The sequence below is a fragment of the Labrenzia sp. THAF35 genome, from assembly GCF_009363595.1.
In the GTDB taxonomy this organism is placed as follows: domain Bacteria; phylum Pseudomonadota; class Alphaproteobacteria; order Rhizobiales; family Stappiaceae; genus Roseibium; species Roseibium algicola.
In genome coordinates, this window is record NZ_CP045380.1 from 5,463,941 (window position 1) to 5,483,272 (window position 19,332).

Below are 19,332 nucleotides of genomic sequence, written 5' to 3' on the forward strand. Positions count from 1 at the left end.
CGTGGGTGTAGCAGCCAGGAAAGTTGCCTCTCTGAATCGCAAACTTGCGCCAACCTCATCCTTAGGAAGCGCGAAACGCTGTCTCGAAGGATGGGCTGCACACTCCGCCCGACCCGAAAACGCCCGAAGTATCGCCCCGCCTGCTTCGTCATCAATCTCACGAGAACCGGTCTTGAAGCCCAGTTACTCTGGAAATGGGCAGCCCCCCGGGTCCCGCTATGCTCGCCAGGGGGATAATCGAGGGGTATGTCCCGTCATTGAGTTCCGGGACACCCTTCCTTCAAACGAAGCTCTCAACCGTCTTCAGCGCCCCGTCGAGATCCGTGCCCTTTTCATCCTTGAGGGCAGCTTCGCGCAGGCGGGCAACCCATTCAGGACCATCGTTCCGGTTTTCCACCATCCTTGCGCCGGCCAGCACCTTGTCGAATTTCGACAGGCCTCGTGCATGGGTGTCGGAATAGCCCTTGATAAGCCTGCGGCAGCGCAGGGTTTCCACGGCCATGGCATAGCGGTCCGGCAGGTAACCGGAGACCATCTTCAGCCAGCTTTCCAGATGATCCTGCTCAATCCGGTGGCGCAGTGTCTTGCGGCGCCAGCCGCGCAAACCACCGAGGAAATAGAGCATTGCAAAGCCGCGCAGGCTATCGGTGCGGATGCGGCGGCCACGGTTGAACCAGCGGTCGATGCGGTTCATCCAGACCGGATCATTCTCCATCTTCCGGCCCATCTTTTCCGGCAGCAGACCAACGATTTCTTCCGCACGCGGGTGAAGATAGTCGGTCAAATGCATCAGCTTGCCGTCTTTCACCTGCATTTCCGTTTCAATCCGGTCGAAACGCTGCGACCGCGTCTTCAGGTCAGCAACCCGAATGACATCGTCATAGGCCATTGCATTGGCAATGTACTTGGCAGCCTCGCGGGAGAGTTCGTAATCCTTCTCCGCGCTATCCCGGCTGACGAGACTTTCCAGCCTGCCGAGATACTCCGCCCCATAGTCGGTATCCTGGAAATCGACGACTTTCTGCAGCCCCGCCCGCGCCATCTCGCGAACAGGCTCCGGCAGAGCCGCGACCTTTGCTTCCAGAGATGCCCAGGCCTTCTGCGCCATGTCCGGCCCGGCCGGTCTGACAATTTCCTGCCTGGCCGGTTTTGCGGCTTCAACCTTCGGCTCTTCGCCATTTTTCGCCAGATCGTAACCTGCGGCGAAAGCCCTGAGGCTTGCCTCAATGCCCTTGCCGCCAGCGCGAATGGCCTCTTCAAAAGCCGCCCGTTCGAAGGGCAAAGCACCGGAGCCAGCCAGTGCGCCAAAAAGCGAAGCGGAAATCACGGATCCGACTTTCAGGGCAGCCGTATCCATATCAGCCAGAACAAGCTTCTGTGCAGCCAGTTCAGCTGCCGCTTTTACCTCCTCCGAAGACGCCATGCCGTCGCCCGGCACGGTTTTTTCGGAGACCGCAAGCATGCGGTGGGTCGAAGCGATCAGCGTGGTGCGATCGGGGGTCACGAAACCGCGAATGATCGCACGCCCGGCCTCCATCATTTCCGCGGCAATGATAATGTCGACATCGCCAGCAGATGGCGCGAGCGAAAAGACGGGGGCCGCGACATCGCCCGGCGCCATCTCCATATAGTAGATGGTCGCACCGGTTCTCTGGGCGACACCGGCCACGCTCGTTGCCTGGCAATGATAGCCTTGTGACCTGGCCAGGCCCTCGATCCAGTTGGTCAGAACGCCGCCGCCCTGACCGCCAACGGCCAGAATGGCGAGTTTGATGATCCCTTCGAGCGCCGGATCTGCCGGTCTGGCTTCCAGTGGCAATGAAAGCGACATCACACGCCCTCCCCGGTAAAGGTCAGACGGGAGCCGGCCCGCCGCGTCTGCAGCCAGGAAATGATCTTTGTGCGAAGCCCCGCATACCAGGCTTCAAAGCCTGTCGGGTTGTGAACCACTTTCGCTTCATAAAAGGACGGACACAGGATGGCGGCGTCGGCGACTTCGCCGCAGTTGCCACAGCCCACGCAGGACTGGTCGATATGTGCGACAGGATCATCCCGCAGCGGGTCATCCAGTTTCTTCAGCGAAAGCGACGGACACCCGGACAGACGGATGCAGGCGTGATCGCCAGTGCAGACGTCCTGATCGACGCCGAACCGCGGCACCTCGACCCGCTCGCCGCCTGCAATCGCCTTGTTGCGCTGGGGCTTTTCCCGGCGCTGGCGGTTGAGCATGCATTCGGAGGACGCGACGATCACCTTCGGACCATCATACTCGGTGGTCAGTGCCTCCCGAATGGTTTCGCGCATCCGGGTGACATCATAGGTCCGGTCGATCTGCCGGATCCACTTGACCCCCGCTCCTTGCAACGCCTTGGTGATCGGGTTGTTGGTCGACTTGGTCTTGTTCTTCGCCCGGCTGGAGGGAATGTCCTGTCCACCGGTTGCCGCCGAATAATAGTTGTCTACGATGATCGCGACGCTGTCGGACTTGTTGAACACCATGTTGCCGATGGAAGTGCTGAGGCCGTTATGCCAGAAGCCGCCATCGCCGATGATCGAAATTGCACGCCTCTCGCCGCCACCGTCAAAGGCCGCGTTGGAGGCCGGCCCGAGGCCGTAGCCCATGGTGGAGCCGCCAATTTCGAAGGGCGGCAGGCAGGCAAACAAATGGCAGCCAATATCACCGGTGATCTGATGCTGGCCGACTTCCTGCTCCACCATCTTCAACGAGGCAAAGATCGGACGTTCCGGACACCCGGTACAAAAGCCCGGCGGACGGATCGGCACGGTCTTGGAAAGATCCGGCAGTTCCGGCTTGGGTGCGTTTGGTGCCAGCACCTTGCCCGGCAGAAGCTCGGGCGCGTACTGGCGAACGAAGGTATCCAGACCGTCGAGCATGATCTGGCCGGTGTATTCACCCGCACGCGGGAAAATACCCTTGCCTTCCAGCTTCGTCGTCCGGCCTTCCTTGTAGAGCATCGCCCCGAGCTGCTGCTCGATAAACTCCGGCTGGCCTTCCTCGACCATCAGCACGGCTTCCTTGCCGGCGCAGAATTCAAGCAGTTCGGATTTCACCAGAGGATAGGTGACGTTGAGCACATGAAGCGGGATGGATGTGTTCCCGCTGATATCGGCAAGTCCCAACCGTTGCAGCGCCCGGATGACACTGTTGTAGATGCCGCCGAGACAGACGATCCCGACCTTGCCCTCTTCCGGGCCGAAATGCTCGTTCAGACGATTTTCCAGAATGAACTTTTCAGCAGCAGGCCAGCGGTTGTCGATCTTGTCATGCTCATGCGCATAGGACATCGGCGGCAGGACAACGCGCTTGAAATCGCGCATCGGACTGGAGAGCGCGTCGCGCACGGACAGCGGCGGCGGAAAGTTGTCCCGGGTTTCGAACCGGCCAGTGACATGGCAGGAGCGGATGCGCACCATCAGCATGACCGGCGAATTGCTGGCTTCCGACAGGGCAAAGCCGTCGCCAACGGATTTGACGATGGATGCCAGGTTCGGGCGCGGGTCGAGCAGCCAGAACTGGGATTTCATGGCAAAGGCGTAGGAACGCTCCTGCATGATGGAGCTGCCTTCGCCGTAATCCTCGCCGACGATGACAAGCGCACCGCCGTTGACGCCGGACGAGGCCAGGTTGGCGAGTGCATCGGATGCGACATTGACGCCGACAGAGCCCTTGAAGGTGACGGCACCACGAATGGGATAATGCACGGAGGCAGCCAGCATGGCGGCGGCAGCGGCTTCCGAGGCATTGGCCTCGAAACGGATGCCGAGTTCACCCAGAAGATCCTCCGCATCGGCCAGCACATCCATCAGATGGGAGATCGGCGCCCCCTGATAGCCGCCGACATAGCCGACACCGTTTTCCAGGAGTGCCTTGGTGATGGCCAGAATACCCTCACCCGTGAAGGTGTCTCCTGTTCCCTTGCGAAGATGCTCTACCTCAGCCTTGAACGACCTTTCGGCCATCGGCCCCTCCTTACGCGATCAACTCATATCGGGTGCTTGCGCACGTTCTTCAAAATTGCCTGCAGCGTGGCGACGAAGGCCCGCTGGTCCGCGTCGCTGATGCCCTTGAACATCTGCCGGTATGCACCAGCCAGATGCGGCCAGAGCTGCTCATGCGTGTCGCGCCCCTTGGGCGTCAGATGAATGCGGACGGCACGGCTGTCGTCCTTGTCGGCAACGCGCCGGACAAGCCCGTCCCGTTCCAGTGCGTCCAACGCCCGGCTGAGCGTCGACACTTCGACGACCGCATAAATGGCAAGTTCCCGGATCAGCAGGCCGTCGATCACGGACAAGACGGCAAGCGTACGCATCTTCGGCGTCGTCAGGCCCAGATTGGCCATTTCGTCACGCAGCGCCGCGTTGTAGCGGCCCATGATACGGTTCATCAGATAGGGCGGGAAATTCTCCAGCCCAATTTCGCCAAGCCGCTGCACACGCGCTTCTTCCGTGATGACGTCCGTCCGATCCTCGTTGCTCATGCACCCATCCATTTCGCCAGATTGTAGCCGGACCCGCCACCGAGCCCCGGCCCCGGATGGGTCGAAGCGCCGATCATGTGCAGGTTCCGGATTTGGGTGGCGCTATTAACGGAATGAGCAAAGGGGCGCCAGATGAAAAACTGATCGATGCTGCAGGCCCCGCCATAGGGATCTCCACCGACCAGATTGATATTGATGTCGTTCAGATCCGCTGGCGAATAAGCCCGCCGTGCAAGCTTGATCTGATCGAAGTTGCGGATATGCCGCTTCAGGATTTCTTCAAGCCGGTCGGCAAAGGCCTCCCGGGTTGCTTCGGTCCATTCCGGACCGGTCTCTATCCTGCCCGCGGCGTCGCCCTTGATCCTGCGCGGAGCGTCAGGGATCTGAAGCCACAGGACCCCCTTGCCTTCCGGCGCCCTCGAGGGGTCCAGACGATGCGGCTGGCCAACACATATCGTGGGAACTTCAGGCAGAAGGCCCCGCTCGGCCTCGTTGGCGGACTTGGAAACACTGTCGATGCCGTCCGCAAGGTGGATCAGCGCAACATCCTCAAGCCCTTCGACGATCCAGTCCGGGTCACCATCCAGAGCATAGTGAAGCTGGAAATTGCCGCGGCCGTAGCGGTATTTCTGCGTGGCTTCCGGGAGTGCTTCCTGTTTCAAAAGCCGCTGATAGAGCTGCGTTGGCGTGACGGAGGCAATCACCGACCGCGCCTTGATGGTTTCACCGCTTGCCGTTTCGACGCCGACTGCCTTGCCGTCCTTCACCAGGATACGTTCGACATCGACACCGGTGCGGATCTTGCCACCCTTGGCCTCAATCAATTTTCGGAACGCCTCCGGCACGGAGCCGGAGCCGCCCTTGGCCACCGGTGCCCCTGCAGCTTCCAGCGCAAAAGCAATCACCCGGCCCATCTGACCCGAATAGGTACTTTCCGGCGTCAAACCGGTGTGCAGGACCCAGGGCGCCCAAAGTGCCTGCAGGGTTTCGCTCCGATAGCTTCCTTCCAGCCAGCCACGAGCTGGCTGCAGGCAGGCACCGAGCCACGCTTTCAATCCGCCAAGGCCACGTTTCCAGGCTTGGGCGAGCATCAGGCGCGCCATCTTGCCGGACCAGAGCGGGCTGCCCAGCAAGGCAAACAGAAACTCCGCATCGGCTTCGATACCACCGACGTCGGCCGCATGCTGCTTGCCGTCGCCTGCCGCGAGGGCCTCGAAGGCTGCAATGTTGGCCGCGCGGTCCATCGTCAGCTTCAGCGCCTCCCCTCCCGGCCGTAAAACGGCGGTCGGGTGCGGCGTGTGGCAGAATTCAAGACCATGCCGGCCAAGATCTTCCGCCAACTCCGCATAGGCAGGTGAGGTTATGAAAAGAACGAAGGTGGCCGCCATCACATCGTGCCGGAATCCGGGCAGCGTGATTTCCTCTGTCCGCATACAGCCGCCAAGGACATCTGAGCGTTCCAGAAGCAGAACCGGCTCCCCTCTGCGCGACAGCATTGCTGCCGCGACGAGGGCATTTATACCGGAGCCGACGATTACGTGCGGAGCGGCCATTTCGAGACGCCTCAGGCTTTCGGAACCAGAGCCAGTGCCCGGATGGGGCTACCAGTGCCGCGTTCGATTTTCAGCGGAGCGGCAATCAGGATCGCCCCCTTCGCCGGCAGCTTGTCGAGATTGGCAAGCGATGCCAAACCGAAGCAATTGTCCCTGTGCAACAGGTTATGTGCCGGGAACGGCGGCTCCATGCCACCGGCCTGACCAGCATCAGTGCCGATGCACTGGCTGCCCCAGCCTACGATCTTCTTCGACAGCAGATATTCAATCGCATCGGGTGTCGGTCCGGGGCTGTGCGGGCCCGCTTCGTCGGCATTGAGGAACGCGGCTTCATCGCCGGCGCGTTTGTCCCAGTCGGTGCGCATCACAACCCACTCACCTGCACCGATCTCGCCGTGCTCGGCTTCCCAGGCCTTGATCAAATCCGCAGTCAGCAGAAAATCAGGATCAGCAGCGCTTTCCTTGGAGCAGTCGATCACATTGACCGGGGCTATCAGACGCTGCACATCCAGTGTGTCCGTAAAGCCGTCGCTGTAGTCCTTCCCGGTAATCCAATGATGTGGCGCATCGAAATGCGTTCCGGAGTGCTCACCCAGAACCATCCAGTTCCAGGCGAAGAAGGGACCGTCAGCGTCATATTCACTGATCTTGTGGATCTCGACCTTCGGCGTATTCTTTGCAAAATCAGGCGGAAGTTGCAGGATCGGCGTATTCGGACCCAGAACGCCCGTGCAATCCACCACTTCCACTTCTCCGGACAGGAGTTTAGCTCCAAGCCCGCTGAGCGCGCTCTCTGCAGACATAATCATTCCCTCTGTACCTCTGTGGCCTGTCGGCTCGTTATCACAATTCAATGCTAGACAGATTTATTTGTATTTGCAATTATCTTCTGCGAACAACGGAGGGGATTGATCGTGACCGAGGTGTTGGACGGCGTCATAATTGGCAGCGGGCATAACAGCCTTGCCTGCGCTGTTCATCTTGCAGCTCAAGGCTGGAAAGTCGGTGTCTTCGAGCGCGCGGGGGAACCTGGCGGTGCGGTCAAATCGGGCGAGTACACGCTACCCGGCTACCGCCACGACTGGGCGGCCATGAACCTTTCCCTGTTTGCAGGTTCCGCCTTCTTCAAGCAATACTCCGAGGAACTGGGCAGCCACGGGCTGGCTTTCGCGCCAGCATCCAATTGTTTCTCTTCCGTTTTTCCGGACGGCACCTGGCTTGGTGTCAGCAACGACCTGGAAACGACGGCTTCGCGAATCGAAAAGATCTGCCCGGAAGACGCACGTGTCTGGCGGGCGCTGACGTCGGAATTCCCGGGACGCGCAGAGACCTTGTTCGCGCTTCTGGGTACTCCGGCAAAAAAACGTGCATTTGCATATATATTGTTCAAGGAGTGGCGAAAAAGCGGTTCGGACGGCGTGCTGGACCTTGCCCGCTTTCTGCTATCCTCGCCGCGCGACTGGCTGAACACAACCTTCACATCCCCGAAGGTGCGTGCCCTTCTTGCTGCCTGGGGGATGCATCTGGATTTTGCACCCGACATTTCAGGCGGCGCGCTGTTCCCCTACCTGGAAGGCATGGTCAATCAGGCCTTCGGCATGGTCCTGGGTCAGGGCGGTGCGGATACGATCGTCAAGGCCATGGTTTCGCAGATCGAGGCTTCGGGCGGATCGCTAACCTGCAATGCAGAAGTCACGCGCGTGATTGTCGAGAATGGACAGGCACGCGGCATCGAGCTCAAGGACGGTCGGCAGATCATGTCCCGCAAGGCGGTGATCGCCAACGTCGCCCCATCCGCCTTGCTGAAACTTGCGGGTGAAACCGGCAACGCGCGGTATGACCTGGGTCTGAAGAAATCAGCACATGCGCCGGGCACGATGATGATTCATCTTGCCATGGACGCCCTGCCAGACTGGACCGCAGGCGAAGAGCTGAAAAAATTCGCCTATGTGCATATGGCTCCGGACCTCGATCAGATGGCACGAACCTATGCACAGGCCCAGGCCGGCCTACTGCCGGAAGAACCGGTGATTGTCTGCGGTCAGCCCACAGTCGTCGACCCGAGCCGGGCACCGGAGGGCAAGCATGTTCTCTGGCTTCAGGTCCGCATGGCACCCGGCACCATCAAGGGTGATGCCGCCGGCAAGATCACGGCCACCGACTGGACCGAAGCGGCGGAGCCGTTTGCCGAACGCGCACTCGATATTCTGGAACGTTATGCCCCCGGCACGAGGGCCAAGATCCTCGGCCGCCATATCGTATCGCCCGCCCTGCTGGAGGCGGACAATCCCAACCTGGTCGGAGGAGACCAGGTCTGCGGAAGCCATCATCTGACCCAGCATTTCATGTTCAGGCCCGTACGCGGCTTTGCCGACGGAACGACGCCGGTTGGAAACCTTTACCACACCGGCGCGGCCGTCTGGCCCGGTGCGGGAACCGGCGCAGGGCCCGGATATCTGCTTGCACAAAAACTTGCCGGATAGCGACAAAAACAAACGCACCGGCACCAGAGGTAAAATGGGGAACAGTAACCATGAGAGTTTCAAGACGCACACTGCTTAAAAGTGCGGCCGCCAGCGGATTGCTGACAGCCGTCGGAACACCGGTAGCATTCGCCAGCGACATCGAAGAACTGGTGATCGCCTATAACGTCAACCTGCCGAGCTGGGATCCGACGGTCGGCCCGTCCGCGGTCAACCCAACCATCCAGGGCATCTACCAGTCCGTGTTCGACATGTTCATTCATCAGAACACGGACCTCAGCTTTGCACCGGGCATCATCACCGGCTGGGGCTGGAACGACGACAAGTCGAAGATCTGGATGGATGTGCGCGAAGGCGTCACCTGGCACAACGGTGATCCGCTGACACCGGAAGACATCGTCTGGTCGCTGGAACGCGCTGGCAATCCTGACACGGGCAATCCGATCCAGTTCATCTGGGGCAAGGTCGGCAACTTCCAGATCGACGGCAACAAGATCACTGCCGACGTCAAGGAATATGAGCCCACCATCTTCAAGTGGATGAGCTTCCTGACCGGCTATGTGATGCCGAAGAAATACTATGAGGAAGTCGGCGCAGACGGCTTCGAGGCCAAGCCGATCGGCACCGGGCCTTACATGGTCGACAAGTTCGAGCGCAACGCGTTCGTCCGGCTGAAAGCCAACGAGAACTACTGGGGCGGCGCACCGGAGTTCAAGACAGTCACGATCAAGTTTGTCACCGATGCGTCCAGCCGAACCTTCGAGGTTATGTCGGGCAATGCGCATGTCACGCTGGAAATGCCTTACGAGGAATTCGACCGGCTGAAGGAAAACGACGGCATCGTCGGCACCGCAGCCCCGATCTCCGACATCGGCATGATTTTCATCAACGATGTCGATCCGATGCTGGACGAAAACGTGCGCAAGGCGATGGCCTATTCCATCGACAAGAAAACCATTATCGAGCGTCTCTTGTCGGGATACGGCGTGCCCATCGACACGCTGCAGACACCCGACTATTCCGCTTATGATGCCTCGATCACGGTTCCCTACGACCCGGACAAGGCGAAGGAACTGCTGGCGGCATCCGGCTTCGGTCCGGACAATCCGGTCAAGTTCAAGATCCAGACCACCCGCGGCTTCAAGCCCAAGGATTACGAGATCATTCAGGCCATCGTCGGCTTGTGGCGCAAGATCGGCATCGAGGCGGAAATCGAAGTCTACGAAATCGCCAAGCATTACGAATTGCGCGCGGCCGATACGCTGGCCCCGGCAGCCTTCTACAACTGGGGCAATGCCATTGGCGACCCGACCACCTCGACCGGCTTCGCCATGTTCGGCCCCTCACCTCACTCCGTCTGGGATGGCGAAGAGCTGATGCAGAAGATCTTGCCGCTTTGGGGCGAGGCTGACGAGGACAAGCGTATCGAAGGCTGGAAGGAAGTCGATCGCCACATTGCAGAAAATGCTCTGGTCATTCCGCTCCTGCAGTATGTCCAGCCGATCCTGCACAGCGACAAGGTCAAGGTCACGCCGCATGCTTCCGGCGCGCTGCTGCCTGCGTTGATGACGCGTTCCTAAAAATCCGGAATTTTCGAACCCGCCTTCGCCGCAACACCCTCTAAAGCTTGCTCCCGGGGTGTTGCGGCGACTTTTTCCGATTTTTGGACCAAATACCGTCATGCAAATCGTGCGCGCGCTGCTGACGCGCCTCATCACAACACTTATCACCCTGCTTGGGGCCGCGATCATCGTGTTCGTGGTCATCCGGGTCGTTCCTGGCAACCCCATCGCCATGATGCTGCCGCCCGGGGCGACAGATGCCGACATTGACCGGCTGAAAGCACTTTACGGACTCGACAAGAGCATCTTCGAACAGTTCGTGATCTGGATCTCCAACGTGATCCAGGGTGATTTCGGCACGTCCATCACCCTGCGCCAGCCGGTCTACGACCTGGTGATCGGCCGTTTGCCGGCCACGCTGGAACTCTCGGTCATGGCCTTGCTGATCGCCGTCATCATCGGAGGTGCTGCCGCTCTCACGGCAACGCTCTACCGCGGTTCCAAGGTGGAAGGCGGGATCGACGTTGCCGGCGGCATTGCGCTGTCCCTGCCGGATTTCCTTTGGGGCCTGGCGCTGATCCTGCTGTTCGGCGTGCTGTGGCCGCTGTTTCACATTTCCGGCCGGATATCGCCTTCGCTCGGGTTCGAGTTCAGCTCCAATTTCTATCTCTTCGAAGCGCTCGCCCGGTTCCGGTTCGATGTGGTTCTGGATCTCATGGGGCACATGCTCATGCCGGCGCTTGCGCTGGCGATCCCGTTGGCAGCCATTATCCTGCAGCTCCTCAAGCAATCCCTGAAGGAATGCATGCACGACGACTACATCACCCTGGCCCGAACAAAGGGCTATTCGGAAAGCTCGATCATCCTGCGCGATGCCCTGCCGAACGCGATCCTTCCCACGCTGACGCTTATCGGCGTCCAGTTCACATTTCTCATCGGCGGTACGGTTATCATCGAACGCTTGTTTTCCTATGAAGGTCTCGGCAACATGGCGATTGACGCGGTGATCAACCGAGACCTGCCATTGATCCAGGGCATCGTCCTGATTTTCGCCCTGCTCTTCACGATGGTCAATCTGGTGGTGGACATGGCCTATGCCGCCCTGAACCCGAGGCTGCGCCATGCGTGACGCCCGTGGACATATCCGTCGCCTGCCCGGCCTTCGGCTCTGGCTCAGTGGCGGCTGGCTCACCTTTCTGGTGCTGGCAGCCGTCTTCGCTCCCCTGATCAGCCCACATGACCCGCTGGCACAGGATCTTTTCGCCGGACGTCTGCCGCCCTTCTTCGAACAAGGCGCCGACCCGGCCTATTTGCTGGGAACCGACAGCCTCGGCCGCGACGTGCTCAGCCGCATGCTCTATGGCGCAAGACTTGCGCTGATCGTGGCGCTGGTCGCCGGGACGCTTACCTGTCTTATCGGGGCAACGCTTGGCCTGATCGCAGGGTACTACCGGGGCTGGGCGGATCTGGTGATCTCGCGCTTCATCGACATCTGGATGGCCTTCCCTCCGGTTCTCTTTGCAATCCTGCTGATTGCGGTTCTGGGAACCGGACTGATGTCCGTCATCATTGCCATTGTCGTCATCGACTGGACCCGCTTTGCGCGCGTCGTCCGGGCTGAAGCGATGAGCCAGGGGGCGATGGACTATGTGGCTTCGGCGCAGGTTGCCGGCCGCACCCGTTTCGGCACCGCCCTGACCGAGATCCTGCCGAACGTCCTGCCGACCATCGTAGCCCTCTTGACGCTGGAAATGGGTATCGCGGTGATCGTCGAGGCGATCCTGTCCTTCGTGAACCTGTCCATTTCCACGGACCAACCGACATGGGGCGGCATGATTGCCGAAGGCCGTACCTCCATCTATCAGGCCTGGTGGGTTCTGGTGTTTCCCTTGTTCGCGCTTTTCCTGACGGTGCTGAGCTTTTCCCAGCTCGGCGAAGGCCTGAAGGACCATTTCGATCCGGTGCTGCGATGAGCTTTTTGTCCATTCAGGACCTGACGGTCCAGCTGAAGAACGGCATGCCGCTGCTCCGGCATGTCTCGCTTGATGTGGAGCCTGGTGAGGTGCGTGCACTTGTCGGGGAAAGTGGCGCGGGCAAGAGCATGATCGGCAAGGCTGTTCTCGGCATTCTGCCGAAGGCCGCAAGGTTGACCGGGGGCAAGATCCTGCTCGACGGGGAAGACCTGCAGACGCTTTCCCAAAAGGCAAGACGCCAGCGGATTGGCGCCCGCGCGGCTCTGATACCACAGGACCCGCTCACCGCGCTCAATCCATCCCGCCGTGTCGGGCCGCAGATCACGGACAGGCTGGTGGATATTCTCGGCTGGAAACGCCCGGATGCCGAGAAACGGGCGTTGGAGCTGTTGGAAGAGGTCCACATCCAGTCACCGGAACGGGTGATGAAGGCCTATCCGCACGAACTGTCCGGCGGCATGCGCCAGCGCATCCTGATTGCGTCCGCCTTTGCCGCCGAACCGAAGCTGATCATCGCCGACGAGCCGACGACAGCGCTCGACGTGACCGTTCAAAAGCAGATCCTCAAGCTGATCCGCGAAATGCAGCAGCGCCACGGCACCGCTCTGCTGTTCGTCACCCACGATCTGGGTGTCGTCTCGAAGATAGCCCAGTCACTGACAGTGCTCTATGCGGGCAAGGTGATTGAAGAAACCTCCGTCGAGAACTTCTTTGCCGCGCCTTCGCACGCCTATTCGAAGGCCCTGCTCGCGGCAACGCCGAAATACACAGACCCGCAAGGCTCACTGACACCTGTGCCGGAAGGCGTGACGAAAGCGGTGGAAGCTGAAGTGGCTGCCTTCGACGCACAATTGAAGGCAGGAGCCCGGCCATGAGCGATATCATCTACGAGCTGAAAGACCTGCACGTCTCCTTTCCGGACATGTCCCGCAAACCGCTTCTGGGCGCGGCACCGCGGATCGACGTACTGAAAGGGCTATCCTTCGATATTCCCAAGGGCGAAGTCCTCGGCATTGTCGGAGGGTCCGGATCAGGCAAATCCACGCTCGGCAGGGCACTGATCCGCCTGATCGAACCGGACAGTGGCGCGATCCGGTTTGAAGGCACTGACATCACCCATCTTCATGAGGACAGCCTGCGGCCCTTGCGCCGGCGCTTCCAGATGATCTTTCAGGACCCGATGTCTTCACTCAATCCTCGCCGGCGTGTCGGCGGTATCATTGCCGGGCCACTGCGCCTTCAGGGGCTCGACAACATCAAGGGCCGGGTCGACGAAGCACTCGACATGGTTGGCCTGCCCCGGCATTTCGCGACCCGCTATCCACACGAGTTGTCCGGCGGTCAACGCCAGCGCGTCGGGATAGCAAGGGCAATCGCCCTGAAACCCGACTTCATCCTGGCCGACGAGATCGTGTCCGGGCTCGATGTGTCCTCCCAGGCCCAGGTGCTCAACCTGCTTGAGAGCCTCGTCAAGGACCTCGGTCTCACCCTGGCCTTCATCAGTCATGATCTCTCGGTGATCCGGCGGCTGTGTACCCGCATTCTGGTGCTCTACAAGGGCGAGATTGTCGAAAACTCCGAAACGGCAGAACTCTTCGCCAATCCGAAAGCGGACTACACACGCACTCTGCTCGACGCAATTCCGCTGCCTGATCCGAAACAGGTCTGGCTCTGAAACAACAGCCCGGCACCGGTCCGGATTGCCGGGCCGATGCCACAAATCCGGTCGGTCCGTGGAATGCGTCTTCGTTTGCCTGGGGTCGAGCCAGTGCGCTTTACCGGTCGTTGATTATCTCTTTCAGCGCTTGCCATCTTGCCGGATGCTGGCGCTCCGGCCATTTGCTGTTGGCGAATTTCCTCCGTCCGGTCACTTCATTTCTTCCATGGGGTGACCTACTCTATCCTTTTGACAAAGCGCATCATTCCAAGGGGAGACGACACGATGGCCGCCATTCCGCCTGTTTGCGATTTTGGCTGGAAAGCACCCGATTTCGAATTGCCCGCGACCGACGGCAAGTCCTACAAGCTTTCAGACATTGCCGGCCCCAAGGGCACGCTGATCATGTTCATCTGCAACCATTGTCCCTATGTGGTTGCCGTCCGTGACAGGATCCTGCGCGATGCCCGTGACCTGCAGGCGATTGGCATCGGTGTTGCTGCAATCAGTGCCAATGACGTCGAGAGCTATCCCGAAGACAGTTTTGAGAAAATGACAGAACTTGCACAGCGGGAAAACTTCCCTTTCCCTTACCTCTTTGACGAAAACCAGTCTGTCGCCCGCGCCTATGACGCGGTCTGCACACCGGATTTCTTCGGCTTCAATTCAGCGCTGGAACTTCAGTACCGTGGGCGACTTGATGCCTCCCGCAAGGAGACGGGGCCAGCAGACCTTCGGCGTGATCTGTTCGAAGCAATGCGACAGGTTGCAGAAACGGGCAAGGGACCGGAAGACCAGATCCCGTCCATGGGATGCTCCATCAAATGGAAGGCTGCATGAATCCGATTCTGATTTTCGACCTCGATGGCACGCTGATCGACAGCGCCCAGGATCTTCATGCAGCGGCATGCCGCCTTCTGGAAGGCGAAGGCCTGCCGGCGCTGCCGCTTGAAACCATCCGCTCCTTCATCGGCAACGGCATTCCGACGCTGGTTGACCGTATCATCGATGCCACCGGCCTGCAGACGCGAGATCGCACACGTCTCATTTCGAGCTTCCTGGAGGATTACCAGGCGCATGCGACCGATATGACGGCCCCCTACCCTGACGTCGAAGCCACGCTCAACCACTTGCTGCAGTCCGGACACACGTTGGCGATCTGCACCAACAAACCGCAGCGGCCCGCCGAGAAGATTATCGAGGACCTGGGTTTGTCGCGTTACTTCCAGGGCCTGGTCGGCGGGGACAGCCTGACGGAGCGCAAACCGGACCCGGCCGGGTTGCATTACCTGCAATCGTCCCTCGGCGGCGGTCCGGTCGTTTACGTCGGCGACAGCGAGGTCGATGCCGAAACGGCTGTCAATGCGGGCATGCCCTTTGCCCTGTTCACCGAAGGCTACCGCAAACGTCCCATTTCCGAGATTCCACATGCTGTGTCCTTTTCGAGCTTCAAGGACCTTCCGGCACTTGCGCAGAACCTGTTGTCAGCCCCTGCCTGACACAGGTTTTCGACAGGTTTGCAGCCTTCAGTGCAGACATTGAGCTGGCCTGCCGGGGAAGCTATTATTGCCGCCGCACATGACGTGCGCCTTTCACCCGATTGACGGACCTGCGTTGACCAAGGCACTTCGACAGTTTCTCCTCCTTGCGATTGCCGGCACAGCATGCCTTTCCGGTTTCGGGTCTTCCTACGCAGCCGAGCCTGCGGAAACGGTCATCATGGCACCTGTTCTTGCCGCCCGGGCGGCAGCCGAGACAGTGCGCAAGGAACATGGACCGTTATACACGGTCCTGGACGAGGCTGCCTTCCTGCAGCAGATGTGCAGCACCATCGAGGCGGCTGCGAATAAACAAGGCCTGCCACCGGGTTTCTTCGCCAAGTTGATCTGGAAGGAAAGCCGTTTCGACCCCAACGCGATCAGCCCGGCCGGTGCGGAAGGCATTGCCCAGTTCATGCCTTACACCGCCGCCAACTGGGGCCTTGAAAACTCATTCGAGCCAGTGGAAGCCATTGAAGCTTCATCCCGCTTGCTGGGATATCTTTTTAAAGGTTACGGCAACCTTGGGCTGGCGGCCGCGGCCTATAATGCCGGGGAAGACCGTGTCGATAACTGGCGCCGTGGGCGCGGGCGCCTTCCCGATGAAACCCGCAATTACGTTTATTCGATCACTGGGCACAAGGCATCGGACTGGAAACAGGGCAAAGGGCCGGACGTCGACTTTACCCTGGACCAGACGCAGGATTTTCAGACGGCTTGTCAGGACTTCCGCCTGATCGAAGCGCCATTGCAACGCCGACTTGCCAATACCTACTACAACCGGGGACTGGCACTGGCGAAGTCGAAAGACTATTCAGCCGCGCTGCTTCGCTACACTGTTGCCATCCGGCTTCGCCCCGAGTTTCCGGAAGCCTACAACAACAGAGGGCTGGTCTACCGCATGATGGGCGATTATGGCGCTGCCATCGCCAATTACGATGTCGCTCTGAAGATGCGGCCCGGATATGCCGCAGCCTACAACAACCGTGGATACGCCAAGCGCAAGCTCGACCAATACCGGGAAGCGATAGCCGACTACGACAAAGCCCTGGCGATCAACACCAATTACGCCGCTGCGCGTTTCAACCGTGGTTTCGCCCAGGCTCAACTTGAAGATTACGCCGCGGCGATTGCCGATTACGACGTGGTCCTGAAGCTTGTCGCCAACCACCCCCTTGCCCTTTACAACCGCGGCAAGGCTCATCTTGCCGCAGGCCATCTGAACAAGGCGGAAGACGACTTCAACTCTGCAATCGCCCACAGCGACGGATTTGCCAAGGCCTACTACAGCCGTGCGAACCTGAGGCTGCAACTGGGTCAACGCGACCAGGCCAAAGAAGACTACCTGAAGTCCGTCTCACTCGACGCCGGCCTTGGGCGCGGCAAATACGCCATTGCTTTCGACTGACACCTGCGACTTGACGCTTGCCTGCGGAGCACCCCTGCAACCCGCTATTCCTTCGGCACCTCGGTTCTGACCAGCGGCAGGCTGAATCCGCCCGTGTGATACTGGTGGCAAAGCGTGCATTCCTCTCCAGCCGCACGTTCCGTGTGGCAGGTCGCGCAAGTGGCCTTGTCGATCGGGGTGAAGTTCGGAGCGTGGATGGCAGGGTCACCTTGCTCGTAGCTCTTCAGATAGGTGTCCGCCCCCGTGGTGAGCGCGTGGCACGTCACGCACCCTTCCGTTCCGACTGCGCTGATGTGCGGGTCGTGAGAAAAGCGCGTGAAACGTGTCGTCACCTGAGCGGGATCGAAGGGGTGCCAGCGCACGGCCTTTTCAACGCCAGCCGTGTCGACGCTGTGGCACTTGGTGCAACGGCCCACCGCGCCCGGGTCACTGAGCGAGGCAAACACGGGATCCCGCAGGGCCTTTTCCTGATCCGTTGCCGCATGGCTCGAATAATCGAGCCATGTTTTCAGGAAGGGGTCTTCATGTCCTGTCGGACGATACCGGATCGTATGGTCCTGCCGGTACCAGCCGCCGTAAAGAGCCCAGTTTTCCGGATCGAAAGGTTCCTCCCGGGTTTGCGCAGAGGGGTCGTCAGTTGAAGTCGATGTGTCGACAGGTTCGGCCGCATCGCTCAACAGGCCCGTTCCGCCTTCGTCTGCCGCAAGGATGTCCTCACCGGCAAGAATATCGTCACCGGCAAGTATTTCCTCTCCGCCCGCAGGCTGGCCGAGGAGAGCGTCCCCCTCGGAGCTGCTCGAAGCGTCCTCCTCCACCAGGATGTCCAAGCCGTCCGACACGTCGGCGCCTGCGTCATCCTCTATGGGAAGATCGTCTTCAACCAACGAGCCTTCGTCTGCAAGAATGTCATCGTCGGTATCTGTCTTGCCGGCCAATGCGTCATCGGCTCCTGCAGGCGCCAGCAACAGGTCCTCGGAAGCCAGCTCTGCGCCATCATCCGTTCCGCCGCCAAGGATGAGGCTATCCGTACCATGGCCTTCGCTGGCGGCATCGTCTGTCCCGGCCAGAATATCGCTGTCGTCCACCCCGGAAAGGGTGTCCGGCGCGGCCTCTTCGGTTTGTACCGCTTCGTTCTCTTCAACCTCCTGCCGGGCTTCCTCGAACGCGCGGGTTGGCGTTCCGTCGGCGTGGCGGGCAAGGTCCTCGGCGAGATCCGGCAACCATTCCCGGTTGGCGGCGGCGATCACGTCGTGTGGCATCACACCGACCATCAGCGCCATTTGCCTGTGGTCCGTCATGGTTTCGCTGTCCGCTGCCCCGGCGCCCATGGCGGCAGGAAGGCCATCACGCTCGATATTTGCGAGCAACTGCTTCACCGCCCAGGCCAGCGTTTGGACCCTTGCCAAAGCGTCCTCATCAGCCTCCCGCAGATCCAGAAGATCCAGGTCCGACACTTCTCCCACGATATCCCGGCCGTCCAGCACCAGCGCCAGAAGCGCCCGCATGAAGGGCGTAATTCCTGCCTCGGACCTTTCCGGCCAGGACCCGACGTCGATCCCCCGTTCCGCAAGCGTTTCGACGTCCAGGCCCGGAACAGAGAGGAAATTCGTGCCCTTCGGTCCGCTCACGATGGTCTGGCCGAGAATGTCGCCACTGTGACAGGTCGCGCACATGCCTTCGAAATCTCGAACTGCCATGTAGCGGCCGTCGTTCCCCGCCTCATGGCAGGTCTCGCACATGGCCGGAACCTTGCCGGCACCATCGGGCTTCTCGGCGGTATCCGGGAAGTGCTTTCCGAAATGCGACTTGTGGTCAAAAATGATGCTGGTGCGCTGGTAAAAGGGATAGCCTGCGAATTGCGGATGACTGTCCTCGAAACGCCCGAACTTCTCGACATGGCAGGTCTGGCACCTGTCATTGGAAACTTCGGTCAGTTTGCCCAGGCTTCCCTGGTGCTCCTGGTGACAGGTGGCACAATAGATGTTCTGCGACCCGGTATCTGCGCTACCTTGCGTCTGCCCTGCCATCGGCAATGAGAACTTGATCCGGTTTGTCCAGCTCTGATCACGCCCGGTGCCGACTTCCGCCGTGCGGGCAAGTGTCATCTGCCGGAGCTGTTCAACCGGCGTCGTATGTGCCGTGAACGGCTGCGAACCAACGTCGTGACAGGTGGTGCAGAGCGCTGCTGTCTGTTTCGGTCCTGCAGCTGTTGCGGCAAGGCCATGAAGCCAGCCAAGGCCTTGCGGACGTGCGTCGGCGTGGCACGACTGGCAATCTGTCAGGTTGGCGTGCTGGGCTGCAAGCCGGCCCGGCATCAGATAGTTCTTTGCCACCCCGCCGGAGAGAATGATCGCCACGAGCCCGGCAGTCAGCGCAGTGAGCCAGACTGCTGCCCGCCGCCTGCGCTTGCGCAGGCTCGGCTTCGGCACGCAGGGTTCCTGGTTCAGACAGCAACTTCCGTCCGGCAGCGGACCATCTTCGCAAGGTCCGCCTTCCTGGCTCGAGCGCCGGCAAATCCATCGGTCACCGTCCTGTACAGGCTGGCAGGCAGGCCCCGCCCTGCAGTTTCCCTTCCGGTCCGGTCCCAGACGACACGGACACCCGTCGGCAAGATGTCCGCAGACCCAGTCGTCCTGCGGCCGCTCATAACGGCGTTCCT

At 60.3% G+C, this 19,332-nt stretch carries 15 protein-coding genes; 9 read left to right on the plus strand and 6 right to left on the minus strand.

Annotated features, from left to right (window positions below; translation table 11 throughout):
• Positions 1 to 280 precede the first annotated feature (280 nt).
• From FIU93_RS25140 to FIU93_RS25160, 5 genes are read right to left on the minus strand one after another with little or no spacing between them, the layout of a single operon-like run.
• Complete coding sequence (locus FIU93_RS25140; protein WP_173017404.1) at positions 281 to 1,831, minus strand: indolepyruvate oxidoreductase subunit beta family protein; 1,551 nt, start codon at positions 1,829 to 1,831, stop codon at positions 281 to 283.
• A complete protein-coding gene (locus FIU93_RS25145) occupies positions 1,831 to 3,981 on the minus strand; it encodes an indolepyruvate ferredoxin oxidoreductase subunit alpha (protein ID WP_152507095.1) in 2,151 nt (716 codons plus the stop codon). Before FIU93_RS25145 ends, FIU93_RS25140 begins: the two co-directional genes overlap by 1 nt.
• Before the next feature lie 23 nt (positions 3,982 to 4,004).
• Complete coding sequence (locus FIU93_RS25150) at positions 4,005 to 4,499, minus strand: MarR family transcriptional regulator (protein ID WP_022997707.1); 495 nt, start codon at positions 4,497 to 4,499, stop codon at positions 4,005 to 4,007.
• Positions 4,496 to 6,052 carry an NAD(P)/FAD-dependent oxidoreductase gene (locus tag FIU93_RS25155; protein ID WP_152507096.1) on the minus strand — a complete coding sequence of 519 codons (1,557 nt, stop codon included), beginning with the start codon at positions 6,050 to 6,052 and terminating at the stop codon, positions 4,496 to 4,498. The genes FIU93_RS25150 and FIU93_RS25155 overlap by 4 nt, the downstream gene beginning before the upstream one ends.
• 11 nt (positions 6,053 to 6,063) lie before the next feature.
• Positions 6,064 to 6,855 carry a cyclase family protein gene (locus FIU93_RS25160; RefSeq protein WP_031268066.1) on the minus strand — a complete coding sequence of 264 codons (792 nt, stop codon included), beginning with the start codon at positions 6,853 to 6,855 and terminating at the stop codon, positions 6,064 to 6,066.
• Positions 6,856 to 6,975: 120 nt separating this feature from the next.
• Here FIU93_RS25160 and FIU93_RS25165 point away from each other — a divergent pair, with 120 nt between their 5' ends.
• The 9 genes from FIU93_RS25165 (at position 6,976) to FIU93_RS25205 (ending at position 16,673) form a co-directional block, all read left to right on the plus strand.
• Complete coding sequence (locus FIU93_RS25165; RefSeq protein WP_152507703.1) at positions 6,976 to 8,535, plus strand: NAD(P)/FAD-dependent oxidoreductase; 1,560 nt, start codon at positions 6,976 to 6,978, stop codon at positions 8,533 to 8,535.
• 50 nt (positions 8,536 to 8,585) lie between these two features.
• Complete coding sequence (locus FIU93_RS25170; protein WP_031268068.1) at positions 8,586 to 10,115, plus strand: ABC transporter substrate-binding protein; 1,530 nt, start codon at positions 8,586 to 8,588, stop codon at positions 10,113 to 10,115.
• Between the two features lie 100 nt (positions 10,116 to 10,215).
• Entirely contained in the window at positions 10,216 to 11,226 is a 1,011-nt protein-coding gene (locus FIU93_RS25175; protein ID WP_022997712.1) for an ABC transporter permease, read from the plus strand.
• Positions 11,219 to 12,070 (plus strand): ABC transporter permease, encoded by an 852-nt coding sequence (locus FIU93_RS25180; protein WP_022997713.1) that lies wholly within the window; start codon positions 11,219 to 11,221, stop codon positions 12,068 to 12,070. Before FIU93_RS25175 ends, FIU93_RS25180 begins: the two co-directional genes overlap by 8 nt.
• Positions 12,067 to 12,945, plus strand: coding sequence for an ABC transporter ATP-binding protein (locus tag FIU93_RS25185; protein WP_022997714.1), 879 nt, complete (start codon positions 12,067 to 12,069; stop codon positions 12,943 to 12,945). The genes FIU93_RS25180 and FIU93_RS25185 overlap by 4 nt, the downstream gene beginning before the upstream one ends.
• Positions 12,942 to 13,745, plus strand: coding sequence for an ATP-binding cassette domain-containing protein (locus FIU93_RS25190; RefSeq protein WP_022997715.1), 804 nt, complete (start codon positions 12,942 to 12,944; stop codon positions 13,743 to 13,745). Before FIU93_RS25185 ends, FIU93_RS25190 begins: the two co-directional genes overlap by 4 nt.
• Positions 13,746 to 14,012: 267 nt before the next feature.
• The gene (locus FIU93_RS25195; RefSeq protein WP_152507097.1) at positions 14,013 to 14,567 is read left to right on the plus strand and encodes a thioredoxin family protein; all 555 of its coding nucleotides are present in this window, start codon (positions 14,013 to 14,015) and stop codon (positions 14,565 to 14,567) included.
• On the plus strand, positions 14,564 to 15,226 hold the full coding sequence (gene gph / locus FIU93_RS25200; RefSeq protein ID WP_152507098.1) for a phosphoglycolate phosphatase: 663 nt from the start codon (positions 14,564 to 14,566) through the stop codon (positions 15,224 to 15,226). Before FIU93_RS25195 ends, gph begins: the two co-directional genes overlap by 4 nt.
• Positions 15,227 to 15,341: 115 nt before the next feature.
• Positions 15,342 to 16,673: a tetratricopeptide repeat protein gene (locus tag FIU93_RS25205; RefSeq protein ID WP_152507099.1), complete on the plus strand. Its 1,332-nt coding sequence runs from the start codon at positions 15,342 to 15,344 to the stop codon at positions 16,671 to 16,673.
• Between the two features lie 44 nt (positions 16,674 to 16,717).
• Here the strand turns inward: FIU93_RS25205 and FIU93_RS25210 are convergent, their stop codons facing one another.
• The gene (locus FIU93_RS25210) at positions 16,718 to 19,102 is read right to left on the minus strand and encodes a hypothetical protein (RefSeq protein WP_152507100.1); all 2,385 of its coding nucleotides are present in this window, start codon (positions 19,100 to 19,102) and stop codon (positions 16,718 to 16,720) included.
• Between the last annotated feature and the right edge of the window lie 230 nt (positions 19,103 to 19,332).